Source organism: Mesorhizobium sp. Cs1299R1N1 (assembly GCF_037179655.1).
GTDB lineage: Bacteria > Pseudomonadota > Alphaproteobacteria > Rhizobiales > Rhizobiaceae > Mesorhizobium > Mesorhizobium salmacidum.
This window is the reverse complement of the sequence record NZ_JAPYKR010000010.1, coordinates 25,241-39,109: the sequence shown is the minus strand read 5'-3', so window position 1 is coordinate 39,109 and position 13,869 is coordinate 25,241. Positions and strand designations below refer to the sequence as shown.

The following is a 13,869-nucleotide window of genomic DNA, read 5'->3' as shown; positions in this document are numbered from 1 at the left end:
TACGACTGCGGCGGTTCAGCGCGGCGGGAGCGGCTTTTTCACCGTCTTCAGCAATGCGCGCTGGATGATCTCGTTGCCGGCGACGACCGTGCCGGTATCGAGCATTTCCTGTCCGCCATCCATGTCGGAGGCGAAGCCGCCCGCTTCGCGGATCAAGAGCAGGCCGGCGGCGATGTCCCAGGCCGACAGGCCGACTTCCCAGAACCCGTCCATGCGTCCGGCGGCGACATAGGCAAGATCGAGCGAGGCGGAGCCCATGCGGCGCACGCCGGAGACCTCGGCCATGACGTTGCGCAGTTCGACCAGGAAATTGCCGTGATGGCCGCGGCCGAGATGCGGCACGCCGCAGCCGATCACCGTGTCGACAAGCTTGGTGCGGCCGGCGACGCGCAGGCGGCGATCATTCATGAAGGCACCGCCGCCGCGCTCGGTCGTATAGAGCTCGTCCATGGCCGGATTGTAGATGACGCCGGCAACGATCTGACCCTGGCGCTCAAGCGCGATGGAGACGGCGAAAAGCGGAATGCCGTGCAGGAAATTGGTGGTGCCGTCGAGCGGATCGACGATCCAGCGGTGCTGGCTGTCATCGCCAATGACCGTGCCGCGCTCCTCCATCAGGAAACCGTAGCCCGGGCGCGCTTTCGACAATTCGGCAAACACGATGTCCTCGGCCTTGCGGTCGGCCTGGCTGACATAGTCGCCGGGGCCCTTCATCGAGACCTGCAGGTTCTGGACCTCGCCGAAGTCGCGCGACAGCGAGCGGCCGGCCTTCATTGCGGCCTGGACCATGACGTTGAGGAGGGCGGAGCGTGCCATAGTGCTTCTTCCTGGTGCGGCGCTTTAAACTCTGTCTCGATACACGCCGGTGACCCAAAACCGGGGCCACCTTTGGGCGACATGCATCAGTCGGCGCGGCGCACGTAAGTGATTTCGTTGGTGTCGACGATGATGCGTTCGCCGGCGCCGATGAAGGGCGGGACCAGCACCCGAATGCCGTTTTCCAGCACAGCCGGCTTGTAGGAGGACGCCGCCGTCTGGCCCTTCACCACGGGATCCGCCTCGGTGATGGTCAACGTCACATAGTCGGGCAGCGAAATGCCGATCGGCCGCTCCTCGTAGAGCTGAACCGTCACCATCATGCCGTCCTGCAGGAACGCGGCGCGGTCGCCGACGAAATCCTTGTTAAGTTCGAGTTGCTCGTAGCTTTGGGTGTCCATGAACACCAGCGCGTCTTCCTGCTCGTAGAGGAAGGAAAAATCCTTCAGGTCGAGCCGGATCTGCTCGACCGTCTCGGCCGAACGGAAGCGTTCGTTGAGCTTGGTGCCGTTGATGAGGTTCTTCAGTTCGACCTGGTTATAGGCGCCGCCCTTGCCGGGCTTGACGGTGTTGGTCCTGACCGCCACCCAGAGGCCGCCATCGTGTTCGATGACATAGCCTGGACGGATTTCGTTGCCATTGATCTTGGCCATGATGATGGGATCCGGGATGCTGCCAACGGCCAGACCGTTGGTTGGGATGTTCGCCGTGACAAGCGATTTAGGGCTCCAAGACCACAAATCGCCCGGAGAGGCAAGGGAGGACGGGTCGGCTCCAGCCGGCAAGCCGGCATCAGGTCTCGATATCGAGGACGTCGCCGACGGTCGTTGCAATGGCCTGCGCGGCCCTCGCCAGGCGGTTGAGGTGAGGAGAGCGCAGTGCCACGACCTGCAATGAAAGGTCCAAATCTCCAGTATCGACAAGCGCGAGGTCGTCGGGAAGTCCGCGCGCGGCGAGCCGCGACGGCATGAGGCCGAGGCCGTGTCCCCGACGTACCCATTCCACCTGCATCGCCGGGTCCTGAATTTCCGCCGCCACAACGAGCCGATGCCGTTCGCCGCCCAAAATGGCGAGGAGTCTCTGACGTGCGTCGCAAGGCTCGGGACTGAGCACCCAAGGCATGGAAGCCCAGGCGGCGTCCGTAAGACGGGATTTGGTAGCGCCGGCCTGCGCTATGACGGCGAGACGTTCGGTGCCGAGCACGTCCGGGCCTTGATGACCGGCGGGTCGTAGAACAATCGCCATGTCGAGCAGGCCGCGATCGAACTGCTCGATCAGATCCGCGCTCCAGCCGGTCTTGAGCCGCAAGGATATTTTTGGAAACGTCGCAGCCGCGCGAGCTATACCGCCCGCAACGCCCCCGTCGGACAAGCCATGTGCCAAGCCGACACGCAGCACGCCTTGCGGTTCGGTGTCGGCGGCGAAGGCTTTCAGAGCCTCGATTGACGCCAGTATGTCTTTCGCGCGCTCCAACACCTCCAGTCCCGCCGTGGTCAGGCGCGGCGGCTTCTGCCGGCGATCAAGAAGCGTTGTCCCGAGCAGATCCTCCAGTCGCTGCACCTGACGGGTGACGGCAGGCTGCGTCAAAGGCAGGCGCCGGGCCACATTCTGAATAGAGCCTTCCTCGGCGAACAGAACGAGCGTGCGCAGTTCCTCCAGCATTCTAGCGGTGCTCCAAATGCATAATCATTCTGATTATTATGAATTTGAAATTATAAGCAAGGCAAGCGATTTTCCTTTCCAGGGACCTCCAAACGGAAAGAAGACAATGAAGGCGATCGAATTGCAGCACCCGGGCGGCATCGACAATCTCAGGCTGGTCGAGCGGCCGATGCCGGAACCGGGCCGCCAGGAGATGATTATCAAGGTCAAGGCCACGGCACTGAACTACCGCGATGTGGAAATCGCCCGTGGCAGTTACCACACTGCCTTTGCGCTGCCATTGGTTCCCCTTTCGGACGGCGTCGGCGAAGTGGTTGCAGTTGGCGCCGAAGTGACCCGCTTCAAGGTCGGCGACCGCGTCTGCGCTACATTTTGGCAGCGTTGGATCGGCGGCAGTTTCGCCATGGCCGAACCCTCCTATCAACGGGGCGGTCCCATCGACGGGTTGCTCAGCGAGTTCGCCAGGCTGGATGAACAGGCGGCCGTCCTTGCGCCAGAGCACCTGAGCGACGTCGAGGCCGCGACACTGCCTTGCGCCGCCGTGACAGCCTGGCATGCGCTGTTCACCGAAGGCTGCTTGAAACCCGGCGAGACGGTGCTGAGCCTGGGAACAGGCGGTGTCTCGCTGTTTGCGGTGCAGTTTGCCGCCGCCGCCGGCGCACGCGTCATCGTCACGTCAAGCAGCGACGACAAGCTCACGCGCGCAAAAGCGCTTGGCGCTCATGACGGCATCAACTACCGCAGCGACCCGGATTGGGCGTCAGCCGTGCTGGCGCTCACCGGTGGTCGGGGCGCCGATCACATCATCGAAGTCGGCGGGCCGCAAAGCTTCGCCCAGTCGCTGAGGGCTTCGGCGCGGGGTGCCCAGATCAACGTAATCGGCTATCTCGGCGGCAGTGAAGGGGCAGTCAACCCGCTCGACATCTTCCGCCGCCAGGTCCGGGCACGCGGGATACCGGTTGGTTCACGCGAATCCTTCGAGGCGATGAACCGGGCTCTTGCCGTCAACCGGCTGACGCCGGTGATCGACAAGGTCTTGCCGTGGCGTGAGGCAGCCAGCGCCTTCCGCCATCTCGAACACGGCTCGCCCTTCGGCAAAGTCGTCCTGGATCACATGCAATGAGCGTGCGCGCTGTCCTCAGGGCAGGCGGTTCGCCTTCTGCAGGGCCTGCTTGGTCTGGTCGTCGCTCAGCCCTTGCAGGAAATCGTCCATTTCCTGATCGATGAGGCCGGCGCGGCGGGCGACGATGTACCATGCGCCGGCGAGCACGAGGTCCGGATCGGTGCCGATGCCCTGCATATAGAGTTTTGCCAGCCGATTCTGGGCCGCCACGTTGCCGCCTTCGGCGGCCTGCTTCGTCCAGCCGAAAGCCGATTTCAGGTCGCGCGCACCGCCGCGGCCTTCGATCATCCAGGCGGCGAGATCGATCTGCGCGGTGTCATAGTTCTGACGGGCAGCCTGCGCCAGAAGCCGCCGTGCCTGTGCATCGTCGCGCGGCTTGCCGCCGACGCCGTTGGCATAGATCTGAGACATGGCGTATTGCGCATCGGCGAGACCGGTCGCCGCGGCGCGCTCATAATAGGAAACCGCCTTGGCCAGGCCGGCGTCGCCGGGATCCTGCTGGACCAGCATCTGCGCGAAATTGAATTGCGCCAGCTGGTTGCCGGCTTCGGCGGCGGCCTGCATCAGGGCATAGGCCCCCTTCGCGTCCTTCTTGACGTAGCGGCCGTCGAGCAGCATCAGCGCATATTGAAACTGCGATTCCGGCACGCCCTGCTCGGCGGCAAGCGCGTACCATTTCGCGGCCTCGGCCGAGTTCAACGGCACACCCAACCCGCGCGACAGGATCTCGGCCACCAGCGTCTGCGCGGCCGGGTCGCCATTCTGCGCACGGACCAGCGCCAGATTGTAGGCGGTCTTGTAGAGCCCCCGCTGGAAGGCACCATAGGCGGCGTCGGCCGGCTTGGCGCCGAAACGATCGGGATTGACGCTGTCGACCGAGGGCAGCGGTGCGGGCTCCGCCGTGGTGGCAGGCTGGGGCAGCTGGTTTTCGATCGGCTTGTCGGTGTGCACGCCGGTTTCAGGCTTGGGCTGCGGCAAGGGTACGGTTTCGGCGGCGGCGGCCTGGATCATCACCGCCGCAAGCAGGGCCTGAAGGGAAAGCCTTGCCAGGGACACGTCAATCCTCGAAGCGCGGCGCTGTTTCGTCGAGCAGCGCATTGGCCCGGGCTATCGCCGCCTTCGGATCGACGCCGCCGGCGAACACGGCGCTCGACAGCGCGACGAATTCGGCGCCGGTGGCGGCCACCGTCTCGACTGAGGCAAGATCGGAGCCCGCCTCGACGATGCAGGGGATCTGGATCATCTGCGCCCACCATTGCCCCAATGACAGGTTGCGCGGATGCGGCTCGGGCTTGTTGTCGTAGCCGAAGCGGCCGAAGAAAATGTAATCGGGCCTGGCTTCGCCAAGCTCCAGCGCGTCGTCGCGGGTCTTGGCACCGCCGGCGCCGACCATCATCTTCGCCTGGAAATGCTCGATCGTCTCCGCGAGTTCGGCCTTGGAGACCTCGACATGGATGCCGTCGGCCTGGACCCGGCCCGCGATGCGGGTGTCGCCAGCGATGATGACGGCCACGCCCGCGGCCTGCGCGGCCGGCACGACCTGTTCGGCAAAGGCCTGGAAGGAGGCCTCGTCCATGCCGTTCTCGGGCAGGATCAGCGAGGCGATGTCGCCGCCGTCGAACGCGGCCGCGATGCGGGTGGCCGGCACGCCGGGCGGCGCAATCAGTACGATGCGGCAGCGATTGGGGGGCGTTGCGTCATTCATGGTTCTTCGATCCCGGGTTTCGCCTATGCCGGGCGAAGATGGTTGGATTGCGGCATAGAGCAAACTGCCCGCTTTGAACAGGCGGGCAGCCAGGATCGGGATTCTTGACCGGCCGGGTAGCCGGCATGCCGCCTTACTTGATCGGCTGCGGGCTCGCGGCGGACGGTCTCGATTTCCACAATGTCCAGCCGAGGTTCATGCCGGCGGCAGCGATCAGGATGGCGGCGGCGCCGACGACCTGACTGAAATGCAGCCGATGGCCGAAGGCGGTGACATCGACCAGGATGGCAACGACCGGATAGATGAAGGACAGCGACCCCTGCAGATGCGTCGGCAGCTTCTGGATGGCGCCGTACATCAGGATGTACATCAGGCCGGTGTGGACGATGCCGAGCGTCGCCAGCATGGCCCAGCTCCATGGGTCGGCGGGAAGATGCGAGAGATTGGCGAAGGGCGCCAGCATGACCACGCCGACGCAGACCTGGATGAGCGCGATCAGATGCGGCGGCGTGCCCTTGAGCTTCTTGGTGACGATGGCCGCGACGGCCCAGAAGAAGGCGGCGGCCAGGGCCATGAGAATGCCGGCGAAATAGTTCGTACCAACATCGCCGGAGTCAGGGGCGGCCCCGACGATCAGCACCATGCCGGCGAAGGCGATTGCCAGCCAGGTCAGCTTGGTCAATGTCAGCCGCTCGGCGAACAACAGCGCCCCGAAGCCGACCAGCATGAAGGGCTGCGTGTTGTAGACCGCGGTGGCGATCGAGATGGAGGCGCGTGAGAAGGCGCTGAACAGGAGCAGCCAGTTGATGACGATCGCCGCACCCCCAAGCGCTGCGAGGCCAATGATGCGCAACGACAGCCTGTTGCGCAACAATCCAAGCGAAGCACAGATGACGAGCAGCGTCAGCGCGCCGAACGCGCAGCGCCAGAACACCACATCCATGATCGGCTGGCCGGACATGATGACGAACCATCCGATCGTTCCCAGGATCGCCATTGCGGCCGACATTTCGACCGTGCCACGTACAGTATCGTTCATGATAAGCCTCTGAACCCGTTGAGGCGGCATAATCTCATGCGATGCCGAGGCTTTCCATCTCCATGAAAAGGAGATATGAGGGCTTTGCCTAATTATCTTAGGCTGGAACCTTGGAATCCGCGAGAAAAATAAATGCTGGATGACCTCGACCGAAATCTGCTGGAAATCCTGGTCAGGGATGCGCGGACCTCGCTGAAGGATCTCGCGGCCCAGGTCGGGCTGTCGTCGCCGAGCGTCTCGGAGCGGCTGCGGCGGCTCGAGGAACGGGGCGTCATCCGGGCGTTCACCGTCGAGATCGATCCGCTGGCGCTCGGCTATACGCTGCAGGCGATCGTGCGGATCAAACCTTTGCCGGGCAAGCTGCACATCGTCCAGAAACTGATCGAGGAGATTGCCGAGTTCGGCGAATGCGACAAGGTGACGGGCGATGACTGTTTCGTCGCCCGGCTGTACGTGCGCTCGATCGGCGACCTCGACGGCATTCTCGACCGCATCGCCGACAAGGCCGAGACCAGCACCGCCATCATCAAGGCACAGCCGATCCGGCGACGGCCGCCGCCACTGGGGTTGCCGTCGGGCTCACAGGCTTGACCCCGCGTGGCCATGGTGGAAAGGCGGAGCCAGCCCACCAAATGTCAGTCTTCCGCCAGATGGCTGTCCGAGGAGCGAGAAAAACATGGCGCAAAACATCTACGATCAGCCGGATTTCTTCGCTGGCTACAGCCAGCTTGGCCGCTCGATCGAAGGCCCGAACGGCGCCGCCGAGTGGCCGGCGCTGCGTGCGATGCTGCCTGACGTGGCAGGCCTCAGGATCGTCGACCTCGGCTGCGGCTTCGGCTGGTTTTGCCGCTGGGCGCACGATCAAGGGGCGAGGCAAGTCCTTGGGCTTGACCTGTCGGAGAAGATGCTTGCCCGTGCGAGAGCGGCCGGCCCGGACGCCAGCGTCACCTACGAGAGAGCCGACCTCGACCAGCTAAGCCTGCCGCAAGGCGGCTTCGATCTCGCCTACAGTTCGCTCGCCTTGCACTATGTCGAGGATATTGAGCGCCTGTTCAGGACCGTGCACCAGGCCCTGTCGCCCCGCGGCCATTTTGTCTTCTCGACGGAACATCCGATCTACATGGCCCCAACCAATCCGGGCTGGTCGAGCGATGGGGAAGGGAAAAGGACCTGGCCTGTCGACCGGTATCTGGTGGAAGGGCCGCGCAAGACCGACTGGCTGGCCAAGGGGGTGGTCAAACATCACCGCACCATCGGCACAACGCTCAACACGCTGATCCGCACCGGTTTCACAATCGAGCATGTCGAGGAATTCCGTCCGACGGACGCGCAGATCGCGGCCAGGCCGGACCTTGCGGAAGAGCTCGAGCGGCCGATGTTCCTGCTGGTTTCGGCGCACCGATAAGCGTTCGAAGCCCGTTGGCCCGATATGTCGCGGCCAGCCCATATTTGCAGTCGCCGAGCAGGCGAATCCAGGATATTCAGACGTTGATCCGCTTTCCCTCCAGACCAGCCCCTCCCCATGTCAGGCCTGCTTCTCGATCCGTGGTTCTACGCGGCCGCCGTCCCGGCGGTCATTCTGGTCGGCCTGTCCAAGGGCGGCTTTGGCGGCGCCGTCGGCTTTGTCGGCGTGCCGCTGATGGCGCTGACCATGCCGCCGGTGCAGGCGGCCGCCATCCTGCTGCCGATCCTGTGCCTGATGGACATCGTCTCGGTGTGGACATGGTGGGGCGTCTATAACAGAAAGATGCTGGCCGACATGATGCCGGGCGCCATCATCGGCATCGGGCTTGGCTGGCTGACGGCAGCACTCGTCACCGAGGAAGCGGTGCGGCTCATCGTCGGCGCCGTCGCCATCATCTTCGTCCTGCGCTGGCTTTACCTGCAATTTCGTCATGGTTCCGACCATGCGGCCGCACCCAATCGCGTGGCCGCGGCCATATGGGGCACGGTCGCAGGCTTCACCAGCTTCGTTGCCCATGTCGGCGGCCCGCCCTTCCAGGTCTATGCCTTGCCGATCCGGCTCGACCCCAAGGTGCTGTCGGGCACGGCAGCGATCTTCTTTGCCGCCACCAACGCGCTGAAGCTCATTCCCTATTTCGCGCTCGGCCAGTTCGACACCGCCAATCTGACGGCGTCGGCGGTGCTGATGCCGCTGGCGCCGTTGTCGACCATCGCCGGTGCGTGGCTGGTGCGGCGGATGCGGCCGGAGGTTTTCTATCCCTTCACCTATGCGACCGTGGCGGTCGTGGCTGTGAAGCTTCTGTGGGACGGGATTGCCGGCTTGATGTAGACCAGCGCCCCTTCAGGCGATCAGGTCTGGTCAGGCGGCGTTGGGCACCATGCGCCGTGTCCGGCCGAGCGCCATTGTGGCGCCGGCGGCAAGAACCACAACCATGCCTGCGAGAATGGCGACGTCGTGCAGGGTGGGCTTCAGCACCATGTCGGTGACGATGACCAGCATGACCGCATAATCGAAGCGCGCCGCCCGCAGGATGCGCTGGCCGTAGGCAAGTGCCGCGGGCGTCACGCCGTCCCTGGCGATCATCGCGGTCATGTGGTCGGCTGTCGGCTTGAAAACGAACATGCCGATGCAGAAGGTCGTGGCGTAGCCGGCAAGGCCGATCAGGATCCAGAGATCGGAGAAGCCGACCCAGAACGAGCACATGATCAAGCCGAAGGCCAATGTCAGCATCGACATCGGCGCGAAGAAGCGATTGCCCAGCTCGCCGGTGGCGCGCATCGCCTGCAGCGTTCCCTGAATGTTGCCGGCACGATCCGCCAGCGTCGCCAGCACCATCAGCGTGAAGCCGCCACCGACCCAAAGCATCGCCGAAACGATGTGCAGCAATTTGACGATGGAATACCAATCCATGACTTTCTCCCGATGTCCAATGGTTGATGGCGAGGCGGCAATTGCCCGCTCGCCGATCAGATGCCGCGGCGTTTAGCGCCGCGGCTGTTTCCGAACGATGTCGTGGAAAAGCCGGCTGTGTTTCAGACTGCCGGCTAACGAAAGGAGCGACTAATATGATGAACGCACCGCCCGATTTTCTGCTATGCCGGGAGCGTCGGGGGGCGACATCGTCCGGAAACAGTGCCGATGCTAGTGCCGACGCAGGAAGTGCGGCGGCGACAGCGCTCGCCTGACGATCAACTCATTCCCAGCTTGGGAAAAGGCAATTCGGGGGACTAATATGCAAGGGACAGCACGGAATTTCTTCACGCTGGCGATCATCTATGCGCTGTGCGGTATGGCACTCGGCATCCACATGGCCATCAGCGAAGATCATGGCCAGATGCCGACCCACGCCCACACCATGGTGGCGGGCTGGCTGATGTCGGCGGTCTTCGCGTTCTTCTACCACCTGTTTCCGGCTGCCGGGCAAAAGACGCTGGCCCTGGTCCATTTCTGGCTGACGGCAATCAGCGGCATCGGGCTCATGATCGGCCTTTATATACTGCTTGCCGGAAATCCGGGGATCGAGCCGTTGCTGGGGATATCTTCGATCGGCTTCTACGCAGGCATTCTGCTGTTCGCCTTCATTGCCTTGCCGGTGGTGTGGAAAAAGGCCTGAGGGACGGTTGAAACCGGACCTGTGCGGCTGTGCTGTTACGGCACAGGAGCACGGTGTTGGTTTAAAGAATATCAGGAATGTTAAGGGTTCATTAAGCTTTACAGGCGTTTACTATGTCCATCCAGTGATCTGGATTCTTACCGAGTGGTTGGAGCCACTTTGTTTGACGCCTCCCTGTTAAACTCCTGAGAGCCGCCTTATCCGCGGCTCTTTTTTTGTCCGCATTCCGGCGGCATTCCGCGCGGCCGTTCCCCGTTAACCTTCTGTTAAACATGTGCTTGCCTTCACCCCGGACGAAGCGCATTTTCAAGCTTCAGTTATATAGGGTCCCGGGTGTATCGGCAGAGAGCCGAATCGGCCGGTTGCGAGTGCAGGGGCGTTATCAATGAACGAGCCTTCGAAGGGCATTGCGAAAACCGTGAAGCTGGCGGAGCGCCGGGTTTTTTCGCACTCCTTCAAACCGCTTTACCAGGAAGGCATGGGACTGGTCGAACAGGCGGCGGAGTATCTCGACGGCAAGGGCCGGGCCGAGGCCAAGAAACTGTCGCGGCTGGCGGCCACGCTCTACGCGGCCGAATCGATGCGACTGACCACCAGGCTGATGCAGGTTGCCTCGTGGCTGCTTTTGCAGCGCGCGGCGAATTCCGGCGAGATGACCCGCGACCAGGTCGCATCGGAAAAGTCCAAGGTGCGCCTCGACACCGCTTCCGCCCATGACGAGGCGGCCGGCTGGGCCGAACTGCCGAACGATTTCCTCGACCTCGTCAACCGGTCGCTGCGCCTGCAGGCATTGGTGCGCCGCATGGATGAAGAGATCTACGGCGCCGGCGCGGTGGTCGACATGCAGCCTGTGGCCCGCCGGCCCAATCCGGTTTCGGACCAGATCAGCCTGCTCAACACGGCGTTCGCCCGCAATTAAGCGATCTCGCAATCGCTCCCCTTGAATTGGCAAGGGTTGTTTCTGGTTTGTTCACATTTCGCTGGCATCGCTGTCCGCCGTGGGTAAAGTCACCGGATGGGGGACGCGATTCGCATCATCGGTATCGATCCGGGGCTCAGGCGCACCGGCTGGGGCATTGTCGAGAGCCTCGGCAATTCCTTGCGTTTTGTCGCTTCGGGTACCGTGCGCTCCGAGGACAAGGCGGCGCTGGCGACGCGGCTCTGCCAACTGCATGATGGGCTTGCCGAAGTCCTGCATCAGGCCATGCCGCATGAGGCCGCCGTCGAACAGACCTTCGTCAACAAGGACGCCGTTGCGACGCTGAAGCTCGGCCAGGCGCGCGGCATTGCCATGCTGGTCCCGGCGCGGGCGGGCCTCGTCGTCGCCGAATATGCGCCCAATGCGGTGAAGAAGGCGGTGATCGGTGTCGGCCACGGTGACAAGAAGCAGATCCACATGATGGTGAAGGTGCTGCTGCCAAAGGCGATCTTCGACACCGAACACGCCGCCGACGCGCTGGCCATCGCGATTTGCCACGCGCATCACCGGCAGAGTGCTGCCTATCGGCTGGCGGTATTGGCATCATGAGAGGCTGTTGGGGATGATCGGCAAGCTCAAGGGCACGCTCGACGAGGTCGACGAAGATCATTGTCTCGTCGATATCCACGGCGTCGGCTATGTCGCCTATTGCTCGACCCGCACGCTGGCGGCACTGCCTTCGCCCGGCGAAGCGGTGGTGCTGTTCATAGAGACCTATGTCCGCGAGGACATGTTGCGGCTCTATGGTTTCCAGTCGCAGCTCGAGCGCGAATGGTTTCGGTTGCTGATGAACAACGTGCCGGGTGTCGGCGCCAAGGTGGCGCTGGCCATCCTGTCGACGCTGGCGCCGGCCGACCTCGCCAATGCCATTGCACTGCGCGACATCGCCATGGTTTCCCGCGCCCCTGGCGTCGGCAAGAAGGTGGCCGAGCGCATCGTCACCGAATTGAAGGCCAAGGCACCGGCCTATGCGGGCACCGCCACCGGCACCATTGGGCTCAAGCAGGAACTCGGCGAAGGCGTGGCGCCCGCGCCGATCACCGACGCGGTCTCGGCCCTGGTCAACCTCGGCTATTCGCGTGACACCGCCGCCAATGCGGTGTCGGCGGCGCTGAAGACGGCGGGCGAGGGCGCCGATGCGTCGAAACTCATCCGCTTCGGGCTGAGGGAACTGGCGCGGTGATTGCTTGAAAACTAAATTCCAACTATAATATGTTTTGTAAGTAATTTCTTCGAAAGTAAGAAAAATGGGCGCCTACGCAAGCCTGACATCGAAAGGCCAGCTTACCATCCCAAAGGATGTCAGGGATGCGCTGTCGCTCAAGGCCGGTGACATGATCGCCTGGACGGTAGTGGATGGCTACTTGATCGGAACGCCGCGCAATCTCGACTTTGCTGACCTCGCCGGATTCCTGGGAGATCCGCCCGACGGTCCGGCTTCACTCGAGGAAATCGATGCCGCGGTTCGGGACGCTGTTGGACGGCATGTTGTCGGGGACGCGCCGAAGGGCGGGCATGAGGGCGACGCGTGACGTCGATAGGCATCGATACGAACGTTCTGCTTCGAATGGTGCTGAACGATGATGCCGAGCAAAGGGCAAAAGCCTTGGCTTTCGGCAAAGGCCTTAGTGAGGATACCCCAGGCTTTGTCAGCCTGATCGTCCTGGTCGAGTTCAGTTGGTCGCTGATTTCTCGTTACAGGATGTCCAGGGAACAAGTCCTGGCGGCAATCCAAAGACTGCTGAAAATCAGAACGTTGGTTTTCGAGGATTTCGATGCCATCGTGATCGCGCTCGACAGGTCCAACATGCCGCAGGTTGACTTTGCCGATGCGCTAATCGCCGAGCACAACCGAAATGTGGGTTGTTCCCACACGGTCACTTTCGATCAGCGGGCTGCAAGGTCCATTGCAAGCATGGAATTGCTGGCATGAGCCTTTCCCCCCGTCTCATTGCACCGGAAAAGCGTGGAGAGGACGCCGAGCAGACGTTGCGGCCGCAGACGCTCGACGATTTCGTCGGTCAGGCGGCGGTGCGGGCAAACCTCAAAGTCTTCATCGAGGCCGCCAAGGGCCGCAAGGAGGCGCTCGACCATGTGCTGTTCGTCGGACCGCCGGGGCTGGGCAAGACGACGCTGGCGCAGATCATGGCGCGTGAGCTCGGCGTCAATTTCCGATCGACCTCCGGGCCGGTCATCGCCAAGGCAGGCGATCTCGCGGCACTGCTGACAAATCTCGAAGAAGGCGATGTGCTGTTCATCGACGAGATCCACAGGCTCAACCCGGCAGTGGAGGAAATCCTCTATCCGGCGATGGAGGATTTCCAGCTCGACCTGATCATCGGCGAGGGACCGGCGGCGCGCTCGGTCAAGATCGACCTCGCGCGCTTCACCCTTGTGGCAGCCACCACGCGGCTCGGCCTGCTCACCAATCCGTTGCGCGACCGCTTCGGCATTCCGGTACGGCTCAATTTCTACACGGTCGAGGAATTGGAGCAGATCGTGCGGCGCGGCGCTCGCATCCTGCAGATGCCGCTCGGCAATGACGGTGCGCTCGAGATCGCGCGGCGCGCGCGCGGCACGCCGCGCATTGCCGGCCGGCTGTTGCGGCGGGTGCGCGATTTCGCCTCGGTTGCCGGCGACGGCCATGTCGACCGCCTGATCGCCGACGAAGCCTTGACCCGGCTCGAAGTCGACGCGCTCGGCCTGGACGCGCTCGACCGCCGCTATCTCAGCATGATCGCGCGCAATTTCGGCGGCGGGCCGGTGGGTATCGAGACGATCGCGGCGGGCCTGTCCGAGCCGCGCGACGCCATCGAGGACATCATCGAACCCTATCTGATCCAGCAGGGCTTCATCCAGCGCACGCCGCGCGGACGCATGCTGACCGCCAATGCCTGGCGCCATCTCGGCCTCGATGCGCCGAAGGATCTGGCGCAGCAGCAGATCAATCTGTTCCAGGAAGAGTAG

Annotated in this window: 18 protein-coding genes; 11 read left to right on the top strand and 7 right to left on the bottom strand. The window is 63.2% G+C overall.

Annotated elements, in window-relative coordinates:
• Nucleotides 1-15: 15 nt before the first annotated feature.
• From O7A70_RS21840 to O7A70_RS21830, 3 genes are all read right to left on the bottom strand, one after another.
• On the bottom strand, nt 16-816 hold the full coding sequence (locus O7A70_RS21840) for an inositol monophosphatase family protein (RefSeq protein ID WP_337142307.1): 801 nt from the start codon (nt 814-816) through the stop codon (nt 16-18).
• A gap of 86 nt (nt 817-902) precedes the next feature.
• A complete protein-coding gene (efp, locus tag O7A70_RS21835) occupies nt 903-1,469 on the bottom strand; it encodes an elongation factor P (protein WP_027141779.1) in 567 nt (188 codons plus the stop codon).
• 139 nt (nt 1,470-1,608) lie between these two features.
• Nucleotides 1,609-2,478, bottom strand: coding sequence for a LysR family transcriptional regulator (locus O7A70_RS21830; protein ID WP_337142306.1), 870 nt, complete (start codon nt 2,476-2,478; stop codon nt 1,609-1,611).
• 106 nt (nt 2,479-2,584) lie between these two features.
• On the opposite strand from O7A70_RS21830, the gene O7A70_RS21825 reads away from it, so the two are divergent.
• A complete protein-coding gene (locus O7A70_RS21825; protein ID WP_337142305.1) occupies nt 2,585-3,601 on the top strand; it encodes a zinc-dependent alcohol dehydrogenase family protein in 1,017 nt (338 codons plus the stop codon).
• A 15-nt stretch (nt 3,602-3,616) separates the two neighbouring features.
• On the opposite strand, the gene O7A70_RS21820 is transcribed toward O7A70_RS21825, so the two are convergent.
• The 3 genes from O7A70_RS21820 to O7A70_RS21810 form a co-directional block, all read right to left on the bottom strand.
• Nucleotides 3,617-4,612 carry a tetratricopeptide repeat protein gene (locus O7A70_RS21820; RefSeq protein WP_442921005.1) on the bottom strand — a complete coding sequence of 332 codons (996 nt, stop codon included), beginning with the start codon at nt 4,610-4,612 and terminating at the stop codon, nt 3,617-3,619.
• Between the two features lie 46 nt (nt 4,613-4,658).
• On the bottom strand, nt 4,659-5,306 hold the full coding sequence (locus O7A70_RS21815) for a thiamine phosphate synthase (RefSeq protein WP_337142303.1): 648 nt from the start codon (nt 5,304-5,306) through the stop codon (nt 4,659-4,661).
• Nucleotides 5,307-5,439: 133 nt separating this feature from the next.
• Nucleotides 5,440-6,345, bottom strand: coding sequence for a DMT family transporter (locus tag O7A70_RS21810; RefSeq protein ID WP_337105674.1), 906 nt, complete (start codon nt 6,343-6,345; stop codon nt 5,440-5,442).
• A gap of 132 nt (nt 6,346-6,477) precedes the next feature.
• On the opposite strand from O7A70_RS21810, the gene O7A70_RS21805 reads away from it, so the two are divergent.
• The 3 genes from O7A70_RS21805 (at nt 6,478) to O7A70_RS21795 (ending at nt 8,638) form a co-directional block, all read left to right on the top strand.
• Nucleotides 6,478-6,936 (top strand): Lrp/AsnC family transcriptional regulator, encoded by a 459-nt coding sequence (locus tag O7A70_RS21805; protein WP_337142302.1) that lies wholly within the window; start codon nt 6,478-6,480, stop codon nt 6,934-6,936.
• A gap of 85 nt (nt 6,937-7,021) precedes the next feature.
• Nucleotides 7,022-7,750 carry a class I SAM-dependent methyltransferase gene (locus tag O7A70_RS21800; RefSeq protein ID WP_337142301.1) on the top strand — a complete coding sequence of 243 codons (729 nt, stop codon included), beginning with the start codon at nt 7,022-7,024 and terminating at the stop codon, nt 7,748-7,750.
• Between the two features lie 117 nt (nt 7,751-7,867).
• Nucleotides 7,868-8,638 (top strand): sulfite exporter TauE/SafE family protein, encoded by a 771-nt coding sequence (locus O7A70_RS21795; RefSeq protein ID WP_027141786.1) that lies wholly within the window; start codon nt 7,868-7,870, stop codon nt 8,636-8,638.
• A 30-nt stretch (nt 8,639-8,668) separates the two neighbouring features.
• Here O7A70_RS21795 and O7A70_RS21790 read toward each other — a convergent pair whose 3' ends face one another.
• On the bottom strand, nt 8,669-9,220 hold the full coding sequence (locus O7A70_RS21790; protein WP_337142300.1) for a DUF2269 family protein: 552 nt from the start codon (nt 9,218-9,220) through the stop codon (nt 8,669-8,671).
• A gap of 322 nt (nt 9,221-9,542) precedes the next feature.
• Between O7A70_RS21790 and O7A70_RS21785 the strand changes: the two genes are divergently transcribed.
• The 7 genes from O7A70_RS21785 to ruvB all read left to right on the top strand — a co-directional run bounded on the left by O7A70_RS21785 (nt 9,543) and on the right by ruvB (nt 13,869).
• Entirely contained in the window at nt 9,543-9,923 is a 381-nt protein-coding gene (locus O7A70_RS21785) for a hypothetical protein (protein WP_337142299.1), read from the top strand.
• Between the two features lie 385 nt (nt 9,924-10,308).
• Nucleotides 10,309-10,842, top strand: coding sequence for a protease adaptor protein RcdA (gene rcdA, locus O7A70_RS21780; RefSeq protein ID WP_027141789.1), 534 nt, complete (start codon nt 10,309-10,311; stop codon nt 10,840-10,842).
• Nucleotides 10,843-10,938: 96 nt separating this feature from the next.
• Nucleotides 10,939-11,451 (top strand): crossover junction endodeoxyribonuclease RuvC, encoded by a 513-nt coding sequence (gene ruvC / locus O7A70_RS21775; protein ID WP_027141790.1) that lies wholly within the window; start codon nt 10,939-10,941, stop codon nt 11,449-11,451.
• Nucleotides 11,452-11,464: 13 nt separating this feature from the next.
• Nucleotides 11,465-12,085 (top strand): Holliday junction branch migration protein RuvA, encoded by a 621-nt coding sequence (ruvA, locus tag O7A70_RS21770; protein ID WP_027141791.1) that lies wholly within the window; start codon nt 11,465-11,467, stop codon nt 12,083-12,085.
• Between the two features lie 64 nt (nt 12,086-12,149).
• On the top strand, nt 12,150-12,434 hold the full coding sequence (locus O7A70_RS21765; RefSeq protein ID WP_027141792.1) for an AbrB/MazE/SpoVT family DNA-binding domain-containing protein: 285 nt from the start codon (nt 12,150-12,152) through the stop codon (nt 12,432-12,434).
• Nucleotides 12,431-12,835 carry a PIN domain-containing protein gene (locus tag O7A70_RS21760; protein WP_337142298.1) on the top strand — a complete coding sequence of 135 codons (405 nt, stop codon included), beginning with the start codon at nt 12,431-12,433 and terminating at the stop codon, nt 12,833-12,835. Before O7A70_RS21765 ends, O7A70_RS21760 begins: the two co-directional genes overlap by 4 nt.
• The gene (gene ruvB, locus O7A70_RS21755) at nt 12,832-13,869 is read left to right on the top strand and encodes a Holliday junction branch migration DNA helicase RuvB (protein ID WP_027141794.1); all 1,038 of its coding nucleotides are present in this window, start codon (nt 12,832-12,834) and stop codon (nt 13,867-13,869) included. Before O7A70_RS21760 ends, ruvB begins: the two co-directional genes overlap by 4 nt.